We start from the raw sequence: 12,774 nt of genomic DNA, 5'->3' as shown, positions 1-12,774 counted from the left end.
CCGGCGGCATACGCCATCGGTCCCCGACATCGCACCACCCGCACCACCCCCTCGAACTCCCCTCCACAGGGACACCCCTCCACTCGCGTCCAGCGAACAACCGGTCCGCACCGCGGCCCTTCGAAAGGAAGACAAGGAATGAAGAAGACCCTGGGTCTGGCCGTGGCCACGACCACCGCGGCGCTCGTCCTCACCGCGTGCGGTGGGGGTGCCACCGGCTCGACGACCGACCCCTCGGCGGGTGCGTCGGGCAACGCGGGCAAGACGATCACCCTCTGGCTCGCCGGCACCGACACCCCGAAGGAGCTGCGCACCTACCTGCAGGACACCTTCAAGACCAAGACCGGCGCCACCCTCAAGATCGAGGAGCAGAGCTGGGGCGACCTCGTCACCAAGCTGACGACGTCGCTGCCCGACCCGAAGAACACGCCGGACGTCACCGAGATCGGCAACACGCAGAGCCCGACCTTCACCAACGTCGGCGCCTTCAGCGACGTCTCCGACCTCTACCCGCAGCTCGGTGGCAGCAAGCTGCTCCAGTCGTTCGTCGACGTCGGCAGCGTCGACGGCAAGCAGTACGCGCTGCCCTACTACTTCGGCTCTCGCTACATGTTCGCGCGCAAGGACGTCTGGAAGGAGGCCGGCGTCGCCGCGCCCAAGACGCTCGACGAGTTCAACGCCGCCGTCAAGACGATCACCGCCAAGAACCCCCGCAACATCAAGAACTTCTCGGGCTTCTTCCTCGGCGGCCAGGACTGGCGCAACGGCATCTCGTGGATCTTCGCCAACGGTGGCGAGCTCGCGAAGCAGGAGAACGGCCAGTGGGTCTCGACGCTCGCCGACCCCAACACGGTCAAGGGCCTGACCCAGCTGCAGGACCTCTACCGGAACGCGTCCAAGGCCCCGGCCGACGCCAAGGACCAGACCCCGTGGCTCTACGTCAACGACGCCGACGAGATCCTCGACGAGTCCGGCAACGTGACGGGCAAGACGTCGCTGGCGGCCGCGACGATCATGGCCCCGGGCTGGGCGCACTGGTCGATCGGCGACCTCAAGGAGAAGGACGGCAAGAAGGTCCGCGAGTGGAACGACGCGAAGTTCAGCGCCTTCGTGCTGCCGGGCAACGACGGCAAGCCCGCCCCGGTCTTCGCCGGTGGCTCGAACATCGCCATCTCCAAGGCCAGCCAGAACCAGGCCCTGTCCAAGGAGCTGCTCAAGATCATCTTCTCCGCGGACTACCAGAAGAAGCTCGGTGGTGCCGGCCTCGGCCCGGCCAACACCGACTACGTCAGCTCGCTCGGTGACGACCAGTTCGCCAAGGCGCTCATCGACTCCGCGACGAACTCCAAGCTGACGCCGGCGGCCCCGGGATGGGCCACGGTCGAGTCGAAGATGGTCATGGAGGAGTTCTTCTCCAAGATCCGGGACGCCTCTGACCTCACGGCCCTGGCCCAGGAGTACGACGCGAAGATCACGCCGCTCCTCAACCTCAAGTGACCTGACCCTCGCGTGACACCACGTCCGGCGGTCGGGTGCCCCACCCACCCGACCGCCGGACGTCAGGTTCGAAAGGCCCGCCCATGACCTCCACGGCGACCGCTCCTCCCGAGACCGCCCCAGCGCCAGAACCCACGGCTCCCGCCCGCCCCGCGCGACGGCATACGCCCGCCTGGCTCGTGCTCCCCTCGCTCGTCCTGCTCGTCGCCGCGCTCGGCTACCCCGTCGGGTGGCAGGTCGTCACGAGCTTCCAGCACTTCGGGATGATGCAGCAGTTCGGCCAGCCGCCCGAGTGGGTCGGCCTCGCGAACTACGCGTCGCTCGTGACCGACCCTGAGCTCTGGGTCATCGTCGGGCGCTCCATCGCCTTCTGCCTCGTGTGCGCCCTGTCGACGGTGGCGATCGGCCTCGGCCTCGCCCTGCTCATGGGCGCGGTGAGCCGCGCCGGACGCCTCGTGCTCCAGGTCGCGCTCCTGCTCGCCTGGGCCATGCCGGTCGTCGCCTCGATGACGGTGTGGACGTGGATCGTCAACTGGCGCAACGGACTGCTCAACTGGGCGCTCGAACGTGTCGGTGTCGACGCCCAAGGCCACAACTGGCTCGTCGAGCCGCTCTCGTTCCTCGTCGTGGCAGCCGTCATCGTCGTGTGGATGAGCGTCCCCTTCGTCGCCCTGTCGATCTACGCCGGCCTGACCCAGCTCTCTCCGGAGGTTCTCGAGGCGGCCGAGATCGACGGCGCCGGTGGCTGGAAACGCCTGCGGCACATCATCCTTCCCCTCGTGGCGCCCGTCATCTCGATCGTCCTGCTGCTCCAGCTCATCTGGGACCTGCGGGTCTTCACGCAGATCAAGCTGCTCCAGGACGCCGGTGGCGTGGCCAACGAGACCCACCTGCTCGGCACGTACATCTACCAGCTCGGCACGGGCGCAGGGGACTTCGGGATGGCCAGCGCCGTCTCGATCCTCATGCTCCTGCTCACCGTCGCGGTCAGCTGGTACTACGTCCGCTCGCTCATGAAGGAGGAGTCGTGAGCCGCATCCTCGGCCCCGCCAGCTCCCGTCACTCGACCCGTGGCTCGACGCGGCGCTCGGTCCTCACGGTCGTCGCCGTCCTCGTCGCCCTCGTCTGGGCGTTCCCCGTCTACTGGATGGTCAACTCCGCCTTCCTCGACAAGGCGACGCTTCAGTCGAGCACCCCGACCTTCCTGCCCTTCGGCGGCTCGTTCGACAATTTCGCCACCGTCTTCGGTGACGCGGGATTCATTCGCGCACTGGGGATCTCGCTCGCCGTCACTCTTGTCACCGTCGCCGCCGCGATCGTCATCGCCTTCCTCGGCGCCCTCGCGATCAGCCGCTTCCGCTTCCGGGGCCGGCGCTCGTTCATCCTCGCGCTGCTCCTCATCCAGATGCTGCCGGCGGAGGGCCTCTTCATCGCGCAGTACAAGATGATGAGCTCGGTCGGGCTGCTCAACAACGTGCTCGGGCTCGCGCTGCTCTACACCGCTGCCGTCGTGCCCTTCACCGTGTGGATGCTCCGCGGCTTCGTCGCCGGCGTGCCGGTCGAGCTCGAGGAGGCCGCCATGGTCGACGGACTATCGCGTACCAAGGCGTTCTTGCGGATCACCTTCCCGCTGCTGGCTCCCGGCCTCGTCGCGTCCGGCGTCTACGCGTTCCTCCAGGCGTGGAACGAGTTCACCGTGGCCCTGGTCGTCATGACCGAGGAGCAGTCCCGCACCCTGCCACTGTGGCTGCGCGGCTTCGTCCAGGCGAGCGCGACCCGCGAGACCGACTGGGGCCAGGTCATGGCCGCGTCGACCGTTGTCGCCGTGCCCGTCATCATCTTCTTCCTCGTCGTCCAGGGACGCATGAGCAACGGCCTCGTCGGCGGGGCGGTGAAGGGCTGAGATGAACACCTCACGAGAGGCGCTGCGGCGCCTCGCCGTCGGCACGCTCATGCCCGGATTCGTCGGTACCACGGTCCCCGCGTGGATCGAGCGGGAGTATGCCGCCGGGCTGGCCTCCGTCTGTCTCTACGGCGCGAACGTCGTGGACCCCGACCAGCTGGCGCAGCTGTGTGCCTCACTGCGGGCGATGGCGCCGGACCTCCTCGTCGCCGTCGACGAGGAGGGCGGGGACGTGACGCGGCTGCACTACCCGACCGGGTCCACCCAGCCCGGCAACGCCCTCCTCGGTCGCCTCGACGACACCGTGCAGACGCGCGCCTCGGCGGCGGCCATCGGACGCGAGCTCGCGGCATACGGCATCAACCTCGACCTGGCGCCCGTCGTCGACGTCAACTCGGCCGACGAGAACCCTGTCATCGGGGTGCGCAGCTTCGGCGCCGAGGCGGCCCACGTCGCGCGGCACTCGGCGGCCTACGTCGACGGCGTGCAGTCGGTCGGGGTCGCGGCGTGCGCCAAGCACTTCCCGGGCCACGGTGACACCGTCACCGACTCGCACCACGGGCTACCGCGGGTGCACGCCGAGGCGCACGTGCTCGACGCGCGCGAGCTCGAGCCGTTCCGTGCGGCCATCGACGCGAGGGTCGCGTGCATCATGACCTCGCACGTCGTCGTCAGCGCCATCGACCCCGAACGTCCGGCGACCTTCTCGCCCGTCGTCCTCGGCGACGTGCTGCGCGACCGCCTCGGCTTCGAGGGCGTCATCGTCTCCGACGCCCTCGACATGGCCGGGGCCTCGGCGGAGACCGGGATCCCCGAGGCCGCGGTGCGCGCTCTCGTCGCGGGGTGCGACCTGCTCTGTGTCGGTTCCGAGACGCCGGAGGACTGCTACCTCGCCGTCGTCGAGGCGGTCGTGCAGGCGGCCGTGTCGGGTCGGCTACCGCTCGAGCGACTCGAAGAGGCTGCGGCGCGCGTCGTCCTGCTGTCCCAGGGCTTCGCGGTCGATGGCCCGGGTGCGCACGGCAGGGACGCCGACGTGGCGGCGCCCGCCTGGGCGAACGGCGCGCTCGTCGGCGGCTTCGAGGTCGGGGACGCGGTGCGCACCTGGCTCGACGCCCCGGGCGACGCCGTCATCGTGCAGGTGGCATCCGACCCGAACCTCGCCGTCGGGCGCGTCGCCTGGGGGCCCGGGGCTGCCGGGCTGACGACACCCGAGGCCGACGTGCCGGAGGCCGCCAGGGTCGCGGTGGCCGGCCGTGGGCTCGCTGCGGGGCACCCGGTCTGGGAGGTCGCGGACCGCTTTCGCGCACAGGGGCATCCGACCATCGTCGTCGACTGCGGCTGGCCACGCGGCGGCGCGGACCTCGTGACCTTCGGCGGCTCCGTCGTCGTCGCCCAGGCCCTCGGCCGCTACCTCGGGGTGCCGGCGCGATGACGGCCGAGCCGCGGCTCGGCATCGACATCGGCGGGACGAAGACGGCTGTGGTCCTCGTGGCCGACGGCTCGGTGCAGGCGATGCGCTCGGCGCCCTCCGGACGCGGTGCGTCGGGAGTCGTCGACGTCGCGGTGCGGTTGGCGCTCGAGGTCCTCGATGCGCACGCGCCTCGCGCGGTGGGTGGCGGTGCCGACCTGCCGGTCGGGGCCTGCATGCCCGGGCTCGTCGACCCGGTCAGCGGCCTCGCCCGGCACGCCGTCAACCTCGACGTGGAGTCGCTGGACCTCGCCGGCGAGCTCTCGGCGCGGCTCGGCGTCCCGGTGGCGGTCGAGAACGACGTCAAGGCCGCCGCCCTCGGCGCGTGGCGCCTGCGTGGGTTCTGGCCAGCGGGGTCAGCGGGGTCAGCGGGGTCAGTGATGTCGGGGCTGTCGGCGGCGGCCCTCGGGCCGGTGAGGGAGTCGACCGACCATCGGGGCGGTTCCGCGCTGGCCTACCTCAACCTCGGGACCGGGCTCGCCTCGGCCGTCGTGCGCGACGGCGTCGTGGTCCGCGGGATCGACGGCGCGGCAGGCGAGATCGGGCACCTGCCGGTGGGCGGGGACGCCCCGTGCACCTGTGGCCAGGTCGGCTGCCTCGAGACCGTGGCCTCGGGCTCGGCGCTCGCCCGTCTCTGGCCGGCGGTCGGGCGTCGGGCCACGAACCCCTTTGCCGCTGCGACGGACGGCGACGCGCTGGCGGCCGCCGCCGTCGACGTGGTGTGCACGGGCGTGGGGCTGGCGGTCCAGCTGCTCGCCCTCGCGTCCGGCGCCGAACGCGTCGTCGTGGGCGGCGGCCTCACCGGGCTGGGGGCCCCGCTCCTCGCCGGGATCCGCGCCGACCTCGAACGGCGCGCACGCAGCTCACGGATGATCGACGCCCTCGGCCTCCCCGACCGCGTCGAGCTGCTGCCGGCCGACGTACCCGTGGCGGCCCTCGGTGCCGCGTGGCTGTCTGCACCCGACCGTGCCGGCGGCCCACGGCCGGCCTCCGTCGCCTCCCCGCCCGGGCTCGCCAGCGTGGGCCTGCCCGGTGAGAGGGTGGGGTGATGGAGGTCCTCGTCCTGCCCACGTCCGCCGACGTCGCCCGCCGAGCGGCCGAGGTGGTCATCGACGGCCTCCGGGCTGCGCGCCGCGACGAACCGGTCCTCGGGCTCGCGACCGGGTCGTCCCCCCTGGGGCTCTACGCGGAGCTCGCGCGTGCCGTGGCGAGCGGTCGCGTCGACCTGCGCGGCGCCTGTGGCTTTGCGCTCGACGAGTACGTCGGCCTGCCTGCCGGTCATCCCCAGTCGTACCGCGAGGTGCTGCTCCGCGAGGTCTGTGGGCCGCTGGGGCTGTCGCCCGGTCGGCTCCACGTGCCCGACGGCTCGGGCCACGACGAGGACGAGCTCGTCGCCGGCGCCGCGGAGTACGAGCGACTCATCCGTGAGGCGGGTGGGGTCGACGTGCAGATCCTCGGCATCGGCGCCAACGGTCACATCGGCTTCAACGAGCCGGGCTCGGCGCTCTCGTCGCGGACGCGCGTCAAGCGGCTCTCGGACCGCACGCGCCACGACAACGCACGCTTCTTCGACGGGATCGACGACGTGCCGACCCACTGCGTCACCCAGGGTCTGCGCACCGTCCTCGACGCGGGGCGCCTCGTGCTCGTCGCCTCCGGACCCGGCAAGGCCGAAGCCGTCGCCGCCGCGCTCGAGGGCCCGCTGTCGGCCTCGTGCCCTGCCTCGGTGCTCCAGTGGCACGCCGACGCGACCGCGGTGCTCGACGAGGCCGCGGCCTCGATGCTGCGCAACCGGGACTACTACGACGCCTCGGCCGCCGGGCTCTGACCGCGCCCTGTCGTTCGCGGAGGGGTGGCGTACCCCATGGTCGGGCGTGTCGCGACCGGCTGTGGACAACACACAGGGGTGAGGAACTTGTTCTCCACAACAGGTGGACAGGTATCCATGCAGGTCATCGAGCCTGTGAGCATGTGACCGGCGCCACATGCCCACAGTTGTTCACACACCTTGTCCACACCTGTTGACGGCGTGTCGGGGGTATCCGTCCACGAGTTGTCCACAGGGAGATGAGGTCGGGGGGTGGCTGAGGTTGTTGCGCGTGGAGGCCCGCACCTACGGTGGGGCGGGTGCTCCTCGGGACGGGCGCGCGACGGGCTGCGTAGGTCTCGTCGGCGCCGTCCTGCCTGGCGCTGTCGGCGCCACGCTGTCTACTGGTGTGGACCGAGTTGCACCCATGTCATTCATCACTCAGGGGAAGGGGAGCACGTGTCGCTCGCTGAGCTGAGCACGAGCGCGTTCGCATCGTCGTCGACCCGTGACGGAGGCCCGCCGGACGACCGTCTCCCCCCGCAGGACGTCGGGGCCGAGCAGTCCGTCCTCGGCGGCATGCTCCTGTCCAAGGACGCGATCGCCGACTGCGTCGAGCAGCTCAAGGGCACCGACTTCTACCGTCCGGCGCACGAGCTCATCTACGACGCCGTCCTCGACCTCTACGGCCGCGGAGAGCCCGCCGACGCCATCACGGTCAGCGACGAGCTGACCAAGCGCGGCGACCTCGGGCGCGTCGGCGGCCAGGCCTACCTGCACCAGCTCATCGCCTCGGTGCCCACCGCGGCCAACGCCGGCTACTACGCCCAGATCGTCGCCGAGCGCGCCGTGCTGCGCCGCCTCGTCGAGGCCGGCACCCGCATCGTCCAGCTCGGCTACGCCCAAGGTGGCGGCGACGTCGAGGACATCGTCAACGCGGCCCAGGCCGAGGTCTACGCCGTGGCCGACAAGCGCGGGGGCGAGGACTACCACGCCATCGGCGACATCATCGAGGCCACCGTCGACGAGATCGAGGTCGCGTCGGGCCGCTCCGGTGAGATGACCGGTGTGCCAACGGGATTCACCGACTTCGACGCTCTCACCAACGGCCTGCACCCGGGTCAGATGATCGTCATCGCCGCCCGACCGGCGATGGGCAAGTCGACCATCGGACTCGACATCGTCCGGTCTGCTGCGATCAAGCACAAGATGGCCGCCGTCGTCTTCTCGCTCGAGATGAGCCGCACCGAGATCACCATGCGTCTGCTCTCGGCCGAGGCAGGCATCCAGCTGCAGCACATGCGCAAGGGCACCATGCGCGAGGAGGACTGGACTCGCCTCGCCTCGACGATGGGCCGGGTCTCCGACGCCCCGCTCTTCATCGACGACTCGCCCAACATGTCGCTCATGGAGATCCGCGCCAAGTGCCGCCGGCTCAAGCAGCGCGAGAACCTCAAGCTCGTCGTCATCGACTACCTCCAGCTGATGAGCTCGGGCAAGCGCGTCGAGTCGCGACAGCAGGAGGTCTCGGAGTTCTCGCGTGCGCTCAAGCTGCTCGCCAAGGAGCTCGAGGTCCCGGTCATCGCCATCTCGCAGCTGAACCGTGGTCCCGAGCAGCGCACCGACAAGAAGCCCGCGATGAGCGACCTCCGAGAGTCCGGGTCGATCGAGCAGGACGCCGACATGGTGATCCTGCTGCACCGCGAGGCCGCCTACGAGAAGGACTCCCCGCGTGAGGGCGAGGCCGACCTCATCGTGGCCAAGCACCGAAACGGTCCCACCGACACGATCGTCGTGGCCTTCCAGGGCCACTTCAGCCGCTTCACCAACATGGCCAACAACTTCTGAGACGCCTCCCGAGGTGGCGCGACGAACGCCGGCCCGACGGAGGTCGGACCGGCGTTCGATGGTGTGGACAGCAGTTGGCGCTGAGGCCGTCGCCGGCTCAGGTGTAGAAGGTCTGTTTCTGCGAGTAGAGCCAGGTGCTGGTGGAGCTCTCCCAGCGCAGCTGCATGTCGTACAACGCGTCCTCACGGATGCTCAGGTTGCCGGTGCAGTACCACCCGCCGCCGCCCGAGTTCGACGCGGAGCGAATGGCACGGTCGGGCTCGGACAGCCCGTAGTGGGAGCCGATCGCCACCTGGCCCCACGCACCGGAGCCGCCGTAGACGATGACGCACAGGTTGTCGGTGAGGTCGTCCCACGTGGCCTTGACCACGACGGTGCCATCGGCCTTCTTGAGCACCATGGTCTTGTCGTTGGCGGAGGCTGCACCACTGCTTCCCATGACGAGCGCGGCCATCGCGGCGGTGGCCACGACGCTGCGGGCAAGCGTTCGCTTTCGCATGTCCCATCCCCTGGTTCAGGGCCGACGCCCTTGGTCGACCGCGCTCAAGGCTCACACAGGTGGGTTGAGCCGACAACCGGAAGCGCTGCGACCCTCAACGGAATCGGCGTGGCGAGGTCCGCTGGGGTGACCCTAGGGTGGACGCATGGCGACGGTCAGGCAGGTCCAGGTCACGTTCGACTGCGCGGATCCCGAGCGCGTGGCTCGCTTCTGGTGCGAGGTGCTCGGCTACGAGGTGCCGCCACCGCCCCCGGGTTTCGCCTCGTGGGACGAGTTCGACCAGTCGCTGCCGGCAGAGCGTCAGGGCTCGGCGTTCGCGTGCTCCGACCCGACGGGGGTGGGCCCGCGCCTGTTCTTCCAGCGCGTCCCCGAGGGCAAGGTCGTCAAGAACCGGGTCCACCTCGACGTCCGGGTCGGCACGGGGCTGGTCGGTGACGAGCGCCTCGCGGCCCTCGAGTCCGAGTGCGCACGGCTCGTCGCACTCGGTGCCACGCGGGGGACGCTGCTGCGCGCTGACGGCTTCAACGAGTCGTGCCAGGTGATGCAGGACGTCGAGGGCAACGAGTTCTGCCTGGACTGAGCCGGCTGACCCCGCACGCGCACCCTGCGCCGCCCAACCGAACGGTGACGGCGGCCGGGTCGCCGGCAGGTCTCAGTCCTCGGCCAGGGCGGCGAAGGTCTGCTTGGTGCCGGTGTACCAGGCCATCGACTGCTTCGGGTGCCGCCACCGGGCCTTCATCGTCTGACGGGCCTCCTGGTGGGTGGCGTCGCCCGACTTCTCCGCCTCCTTGAGGTGGCGGTCCTGGGCCTTGATGATCTCGTCGGCCGTGTCGGCCCGGTGGGCGAGGTCGCACGGTCCGCCGAGGTCTCGGCAGGTCATCGTCTTCATGGTCGTCTCCTTCTCGCGGGGGTGTCTCGCTCTACTGACGAGGGGGACGCAGCAGATGTGACAGCCCCCGATCGCTCAGTGCGCCGGCTCCAACCGCCGGATGTCGGTCCACCCCGTCCATCCCCGTTCCTCGAGCAGCTCGAGCAGCCGGGCAGCGCAGGCGAAGGACTCGAGGAAGGCTGTGTCGAGCAGGACGATGAGCTCGTCGCTGACGGGGTGCACGTCCTCGACGCCCTCGGCCTCGGCGGACGCGGCTTCGATGAAGGCGACGACCCGGTCGGCGAGCGTAGGCAGCCGGGGGTCGTCGGGAGCGCAGTCGACGAGGTCGCCGATGTCGAGGTAGAGCCGGCGCAGCACCTCGTGCTCGATCTGGGTCTGCTTGACCTGCATGAGGGTCGCGACGGCGTCGGGCATCTGTGCCGAGATGAGGATCCAGCTGTCGCGCTCGACCTCGATGAGCCGCTCCGGGAAGCCGAGCTCGCGCATCCGGTCGACGTAGGCGACCACCTCGGGCGGCAGCGCCAGGCTGTCGCCGGCCGCGAGCCTGGCGATGCGCTCACGGTGCCGCTGCAGCTCGCGGATCTCGGTGCGCAGGCGGCGGTCGATCTGCGCGACCGCCGCTGCGAGCTCCTCATCATCCGCATCGAGGAGCTCGTGCACGCGGGACAGCGGGACCCCGGCGTCGGCGAGGGTGCGGATCCGCACGAGCTGGACCACTGCCGCCGCGTCGTAGCGCCGGTAGCCCGAGTGGTCGCGCTCGGGCTCGGGCAGCAATCCCTTGGCGTGGTAGTGCCGGACGGTGCGCACGGTGACGCCGGCGTACGCCGCGAGCTGGCTGATGGTCAGCATGGCCCTATTCTGCGTCCTTCGAGGTGACCTTCGACGCGATCGCGCGGTTCAGCTCGGAGCGCCACGTGTCGGCCTACGTCGTGACGCCGCTCAGCCGGTCGTCGCAGAAGGCGGCGACGTCGCGGCCGGTGACGTCGAGGACGGGCCGGCCCTCGCGAGCACCGGCCTCGAAGAGCTCGAGGACGTCTCGCAGGAGCGCGACGACGTCCATGCCGTCGCCCGAGGTGAAGCGCCACAGGTAGGACTTCATCTCGCCGTAGACGACCCGGTAGTCGTGGGGCAGTGCGTGCGCCCGCGCCTCCATGGCCTTCCACTCCTTCGTGTCCCCGATGATCGTGCTCAGCAGGTGGTTCATGACGGTCTCCCTCACGAGGTGGATGCGGGGCGTATGCCGGGTCAGGCGAGCTTGCTGCGGTAGGTGCGCATCGCGAGCGCGTAGGCGACGATGAGGAGCCCGACGCACCAGGCGAGGGCGACCCAGCCGTCGCTGCCGACGGGCTGCTGCTCGAAGAGGCTGCGGATGGTGTTGACGATCGAGGTGACCGGCTGGTGCTCGGCGAACCACTGGACGGGTCCGGGCATGCTCTCGGTCGGCACGAAGGCCGAGCTGACGAAGGGCAGGAAGATCAACGGGTAGGAGAACCCGCTGACGCCGTCGACGGTCTTGGCCGTGAGGCCCGGGATCACCGCGAGCCACGTGAGGGCGAGGGTGAACAGCAGCATGATGCCGATGACGGCGAGCCAGGCGAGGACGCCGGCGCCCGTGCGGAAGCCCATGGCCAGGGCGACGAGGACGACGAGCACGAGCGAGGTCAGGTTGGCCACGACCGACGTCAGCACGTGCCCCCAGAGGAAGGCCGAGCGGGTGATCGGCATCGACTGGAAGCGCTCGAAGATGCCGCCGGAGACGTCCGTGAAGAGCCGGAAGGCGGTGTAGGCGATGCCAGAGGCCACGGTGATGAGCAGGATGCCGGGCAGCAGGTAGTTGACGTAGGAGGCGCCTCCGACGTCGATGGCACCGCCGAAGACGTAGACGAAGAGCAGGAGCATGGCGATCGGCGTGATGGCCGTGGTGATGATGGTGTCCGGGCTGCGCAGGATGTGGCGCAGGGACCGCTTGAGCAGGACGTCGGTGTCGTGGAAGACGTAGGTGGTCATTGCTGGGCTCCTTGGTGGGCCGCGTCGTCGTGGCCGACGATCGCGAGGAAGATGTCTTCGAGGGACGGCTGCTTCTCGACGTACTCGACCTTGGCCGGCGGGAGCAGCTGCTTGAGCTCGGCGAGGGTGCCGTCGGCGATGATGCGGCCCTGGTGGAGCACCGCGATCCGGTCGGCGAGGTGCTCGGCCTCGTCGAGGTACTGCGTGGTGAGCAGGACGGTGGTGCCCCGGCCGGCCAGCTCCTGCACCGTCTTCCAGACCTCGATGCGCGACTGCGGGTCGAGCCCTGTCGTCGGCTCGTCGAGGAAGAGCACGGGCGGGTTGCCGATGAGGCTCATCGCGATGTCGAGTCGGCGGCGCATGCCGCCCGAGTAGGTCCCGACGCGCTGTCCGCCGGGCTCGGTGAGGCCGAACCTCTCGAGCAGGGAGTCGGCGATGGCGCCCGGGCCGTCGAGGCGTCGCAGCTGGGCGACGAGGACGAGGTTCTCGCGGCCGGTGAGGATCTCGTCGACCGCGGCGAACTGCCCGGTGAGGCTGATCGACGCGCGGACCTTCTCGGGTTCGGTGGCGACGTCGTGGCCGTGGACGGCGGCGGTCCCGCCGTCGGCCCGGAGCAGGGTCGAGAGGATCTTGACTGCGGTGGTCTTGCCGGCGCCGTTGGAGCCGAGCAAGGCGAAGATCGTGCCCGCGGGGACGCTGAGGTCGACGCCCGTGAGCACTGCGTGGTCGCCGTAGGACTTGGTGAGCCCGACGATCTCGATGGCTGGTGTCGTGGTCATGTTGACAGCGTGCAACCCTGACGCTGCGTCAAGGTCAAGCGTTGATCGCGAGCGACTCTTCGCGCCAGTCCGCGACC

At 70.2% G+C, this 12,774-nt stretch carries 14 protein-coding genes; 8 read left to right on the top strand and 6 right to left on the bottom strand.

Annotation, left to right across the window (positions count from 1 at the left end; all coding sequences use genetic code 11):
- Window positions 1-138: 138 nt before the first annotated feature.
- The 7 genes from NR112_RS06020 (at window position 139) to dnaB (ending at window position 8,523) form a co-directional block, all read left to right on the top strand.
- Complete coding sequence (locus NR112_RS06020) at window positions 139-1,497, top strand: extracellular solute-binding protein (RefSeq protein ID WP_256793087.1); 1,359 nt, start codon at window positions 139-141, stop codon at window positions 1,495-1,497.
- Window positions 1,498-1,580: 83 nt separating this feature from the next.
- Complete coding sequence (locus tag NR112_RS06015; RefSeq protein WP_056823259.1) at window positions 1,581-2,528, top strand: carbohydrate ABC transporter permease; 948 nt, start codon at window positions 1,581-1,583, stop codon at window positions 2,526-2,528.
- Window positions 2,525-3,400, top strand: coding sequence for a carbohydrate ABC transporter permease (locus NR112_RS06010; RefSeq protein ID WP_256793086.1), 876 nt, complete (start codon window positions 2,525-2,527; stop codon window positions 3,398-3,400). The genes NR112_RS06015 and NR112_RS06010 overlap by 4 nt, the downstream gene beginning before the upstream one ends.
- Before the next feature lies 1 nt (window position 3,401).
- Window positions 3,402-4,832 carry a beta-N-acetylhexosaminidase gene (gene nagZ / locus NR112_RS06005; RefSeq protein ID WP_256793085.1) on the top strand — a complete coding sequence of 477 codons (1,431 nt, stop codon included), beginning with the start codon at window positions 3,402-3,404 and terminating at the stop codon, window positions 4,830-4,832.
- Window positions 4,829-5,917, top strand: a complete 1,089-nt coding sequence (locus NR112_RS06000; protein ID WP_256793084.1) for an ROK family protein — start codon at window positions 4,829-4,831, stop codon at window positions 5,915-5,917. Before nagZ ends, NR112_RS06000 begins: the two co-directional genes overlap by 4 nt.
- The gene (locus tag NR112_RS05995) at window positions 5,917-6,696 is read left to right on the top strand and encodes a glucosamine-6-phosphate deaminase (RefSeq protein WP_256793083.1); all 780 of its coding nucleotides are present in this window, start codon (window positions 5,917-5,919) and stop codon (window positions 6,694-6,696) included. The genes NR112_RS06000 and NR112_RS05995 overlap by 1 nt, the downstream gene beginning before the upstream one ends.
- 438 nt (window positions 6,697-7,134) lie before the next feature.
- Window positions 7,135-8,523 carry a replicative DNA helicase gene (dnaB, locus tag NR112_RS05990; protein WP_020141692.1) on the top strand — a complete coding sequence of 463 codons (1,389 nt, stop codon included), beginning with the start codon at window positions 7,135-7,137 and terminating at the stop codon, window positions 8,521-8,523.
- 97 nt (window positions 8,524-8,620) lie between these two features.
- Here the strand turns inward: dnaB and NR112_RS05985 are convergent, their stop codons facing one another.
- The gene (locus NR112_RS05985; protein ID WP_256793082.1) at window positions 8,621-9,022 is read right to left on the bottom strand and encodes a hypothetical protein; all 402 of its coding nucleotides are present in this window, start codon (window positions 9,020-9,022) and stop codon (window positions 8,621-8,623) included.
- Between the two features lie 145 nt (window positions 9,023-9,167).
- Between NR112_RS05985 and NR112_RS05980 the strand changes: the two genes are divergently transcribed.
- The gene (locus NR112_RS05980) at window positions 9,168-9,602 is read left to right on the top strand and encodes a VOC family protein (protein ID WP_256793081.1); all 435 of its coding nucleotides are present in this window, start codon (window positions 9,168-9,170) and stop codon (window positions 9,600-9,602) included.
- Window positions 9,603-9,674: 72 nt separating this feature from the next.
- Here NR112_RS05980 and NR112_RS05975 read toward each other — a convergent pair whose 3' ends face one another.
- From NR112_RS05975 to NR112_RS05955, 5 genes are all read right to left on the bottom strand, one after another.
- The gene (locus NR112_RS05975) at window positions 9,675-9,911 is read right to left on the bottom strand and encodes a DUF1059 domain-containing protein (RefSeq protein WP_256793080.1); all 237 of its coding nucleotides are present in this window, start codon (window positions 9,909-9,911) and stop codon (window positions 9,675-9,677) included.
- Window positions 9,912-9,986: 75 nt separating this feature from the next.
- Window positions 9,987-10,760 (bottom strand): MerR family transcriptional regulator, encoded by a 774-nt coding sequence (locus NR112_RS05970; protein ID WP_256793079.1) that lies wholly within the window; start codon window positions 10,758-10,760, stop codon window positions 9,987-9,989.
- 73 nt (window positions 10,761-10,833) lie between these two features.
- The gene (locus tag NR112_RS05965; protein ID WP_256793078.1) at window positions 10,834-11,115 is read right to left on the bottom strand and encodes a DUF1048 domain-containing protein; all 282 of its coding nucleotides are present in this window, start codon (window positions 11,113-11,115) and stop codon (window positions 10,834-10,836) included.
- A 41-nt stretch (window positions 11,116-11,156) separates the two neighbouring features.
- On the bottom strand, window positions 11,157-11,918 hold the full coding sequence (locus NR112_RS05960; protein ID WP_256793077.1) for an ABC transporter permease: 762 nt from the start codon (window positions 11,916-11,918) through the stop codon (window positions 11,157-11,159).
- On the bottom strand, window positions 11,915-12,697 hold the full coding sequence (locus NR112_RS05955) for an ABC transporter ATP-binding protein (protein WP_256793076.1): 783 nt from the start codon (window positions 12,695-12,697) through the stop codon (window positions 11,915-11,917). The genes NR112_RS05960 and NR112_RS05955 overlap by 4 nt, the downstream gene beginning before the upstream one ends.
- Between the last annotated feature and the right edge of the window lie 77 nt (window positions 12,698-12,774).

Origin of the sequence: Terrabacter sp. Ter38 (assembly GCF_024519435.1) — a bacterium.
Taxonomy (GTDB): domain Bacteria; phylum Actinomycetota; class Actinomycetes; order Actinomycetales; family Dermatophilaceae; genus Terrabacter.
Note: the sequence above shows the minus strand (reverse complement) of the source record. Positions and strands in the feature narration are given on the sequence as shown.

Excerpts from the sequence above, each read along its gene's own strand:
- NR112_RS06020 (WP_256793087.1), top strand. The coding sequence starts at position 139 with ATGAAGAAGACCCTGGGTCTGGCCGTGGCCACGACCACCGCGGCGCTC.
- NR112_RS06015 (WP_056823259.1), top strand. The coding sequence starts at position 1,581 with ATGACCTCCACGGCGACCGCTCCTCCCGAGACCGCCCCAGCGCCAGAA.
- nagZ (WP_256793085.1), top strand. The coding sequence starts at position 3,402 with ATGAACACCTCACGAGAGGCGCTGCGGCGCCTCGCCGTCGGCACGCTC.
- NR112_RS06000 (WP_256793084.1), top strand. The coding sequence starts at position 4,829 with ATGACGGCCGAGCCGCGGCTCGGCATCGACATCGGCGGGACGAAGACG.
- NR112_RS05995 (WP_256793083.1), top strand. The coding sequence starts at position 5,917 with ATGGAGGTCCTCGTCCTGCCCACGTCCGCCGACGTCGCCCGCCGAGCG.
- NR112_RS05985 (WP_256793082.1), bottom strand. The coding sequence starts at position 9,022 with ATGCGAAAGCGAACGCTTGCCCGCAGCGTCGTGGCCACCGCCGCGATG.
- NR112_RS05980 (WP_256793081.1), top strand. The coding sequence starts at position 9,168 with ATGGCGACGGTCAGGCAGGTCCAGGTCACGTTCGACTGCGCGGATCCC.
- NR112_RS05975 (WP_256793080.1), bottom strand. The coding sequence starts at position 9,911 with ATGAAGACGATGACCTGCCGAGACCTCGGCGGACCGTGCGACCTCGCC.
- NR112_RS05970 (WP_256793079.1), bottom strand. The coding sequence starts at position 10,760 with ATGCTGACCATCAGCCAGCTCGCGGCGTACGCCGGCGTCACCGTGCGC.
- NR112_RS05965 (WP_256793078.1), bottom strand. The coding sequence starts at position 11,115 with ATGAACCACCTGCTGAGCACGATCATCGGGGACACGAAGGAGTGGAAG.
- NR112_RS05960 (WP_256793077.1), bottom strand. The coding sequence starts at position 11,918 with ATGACCACCTACGTCTTCCACGACACCGACGTCCTGCTCAAGCGGTCC.
- NR112_RS05955 (WP_256793076.1), bottom strand. The coding sequence starts at position 12,697 with ATGACCACGACACCAGCCATCGAGATCGTCGGGCTCACCAAGTCCTAC.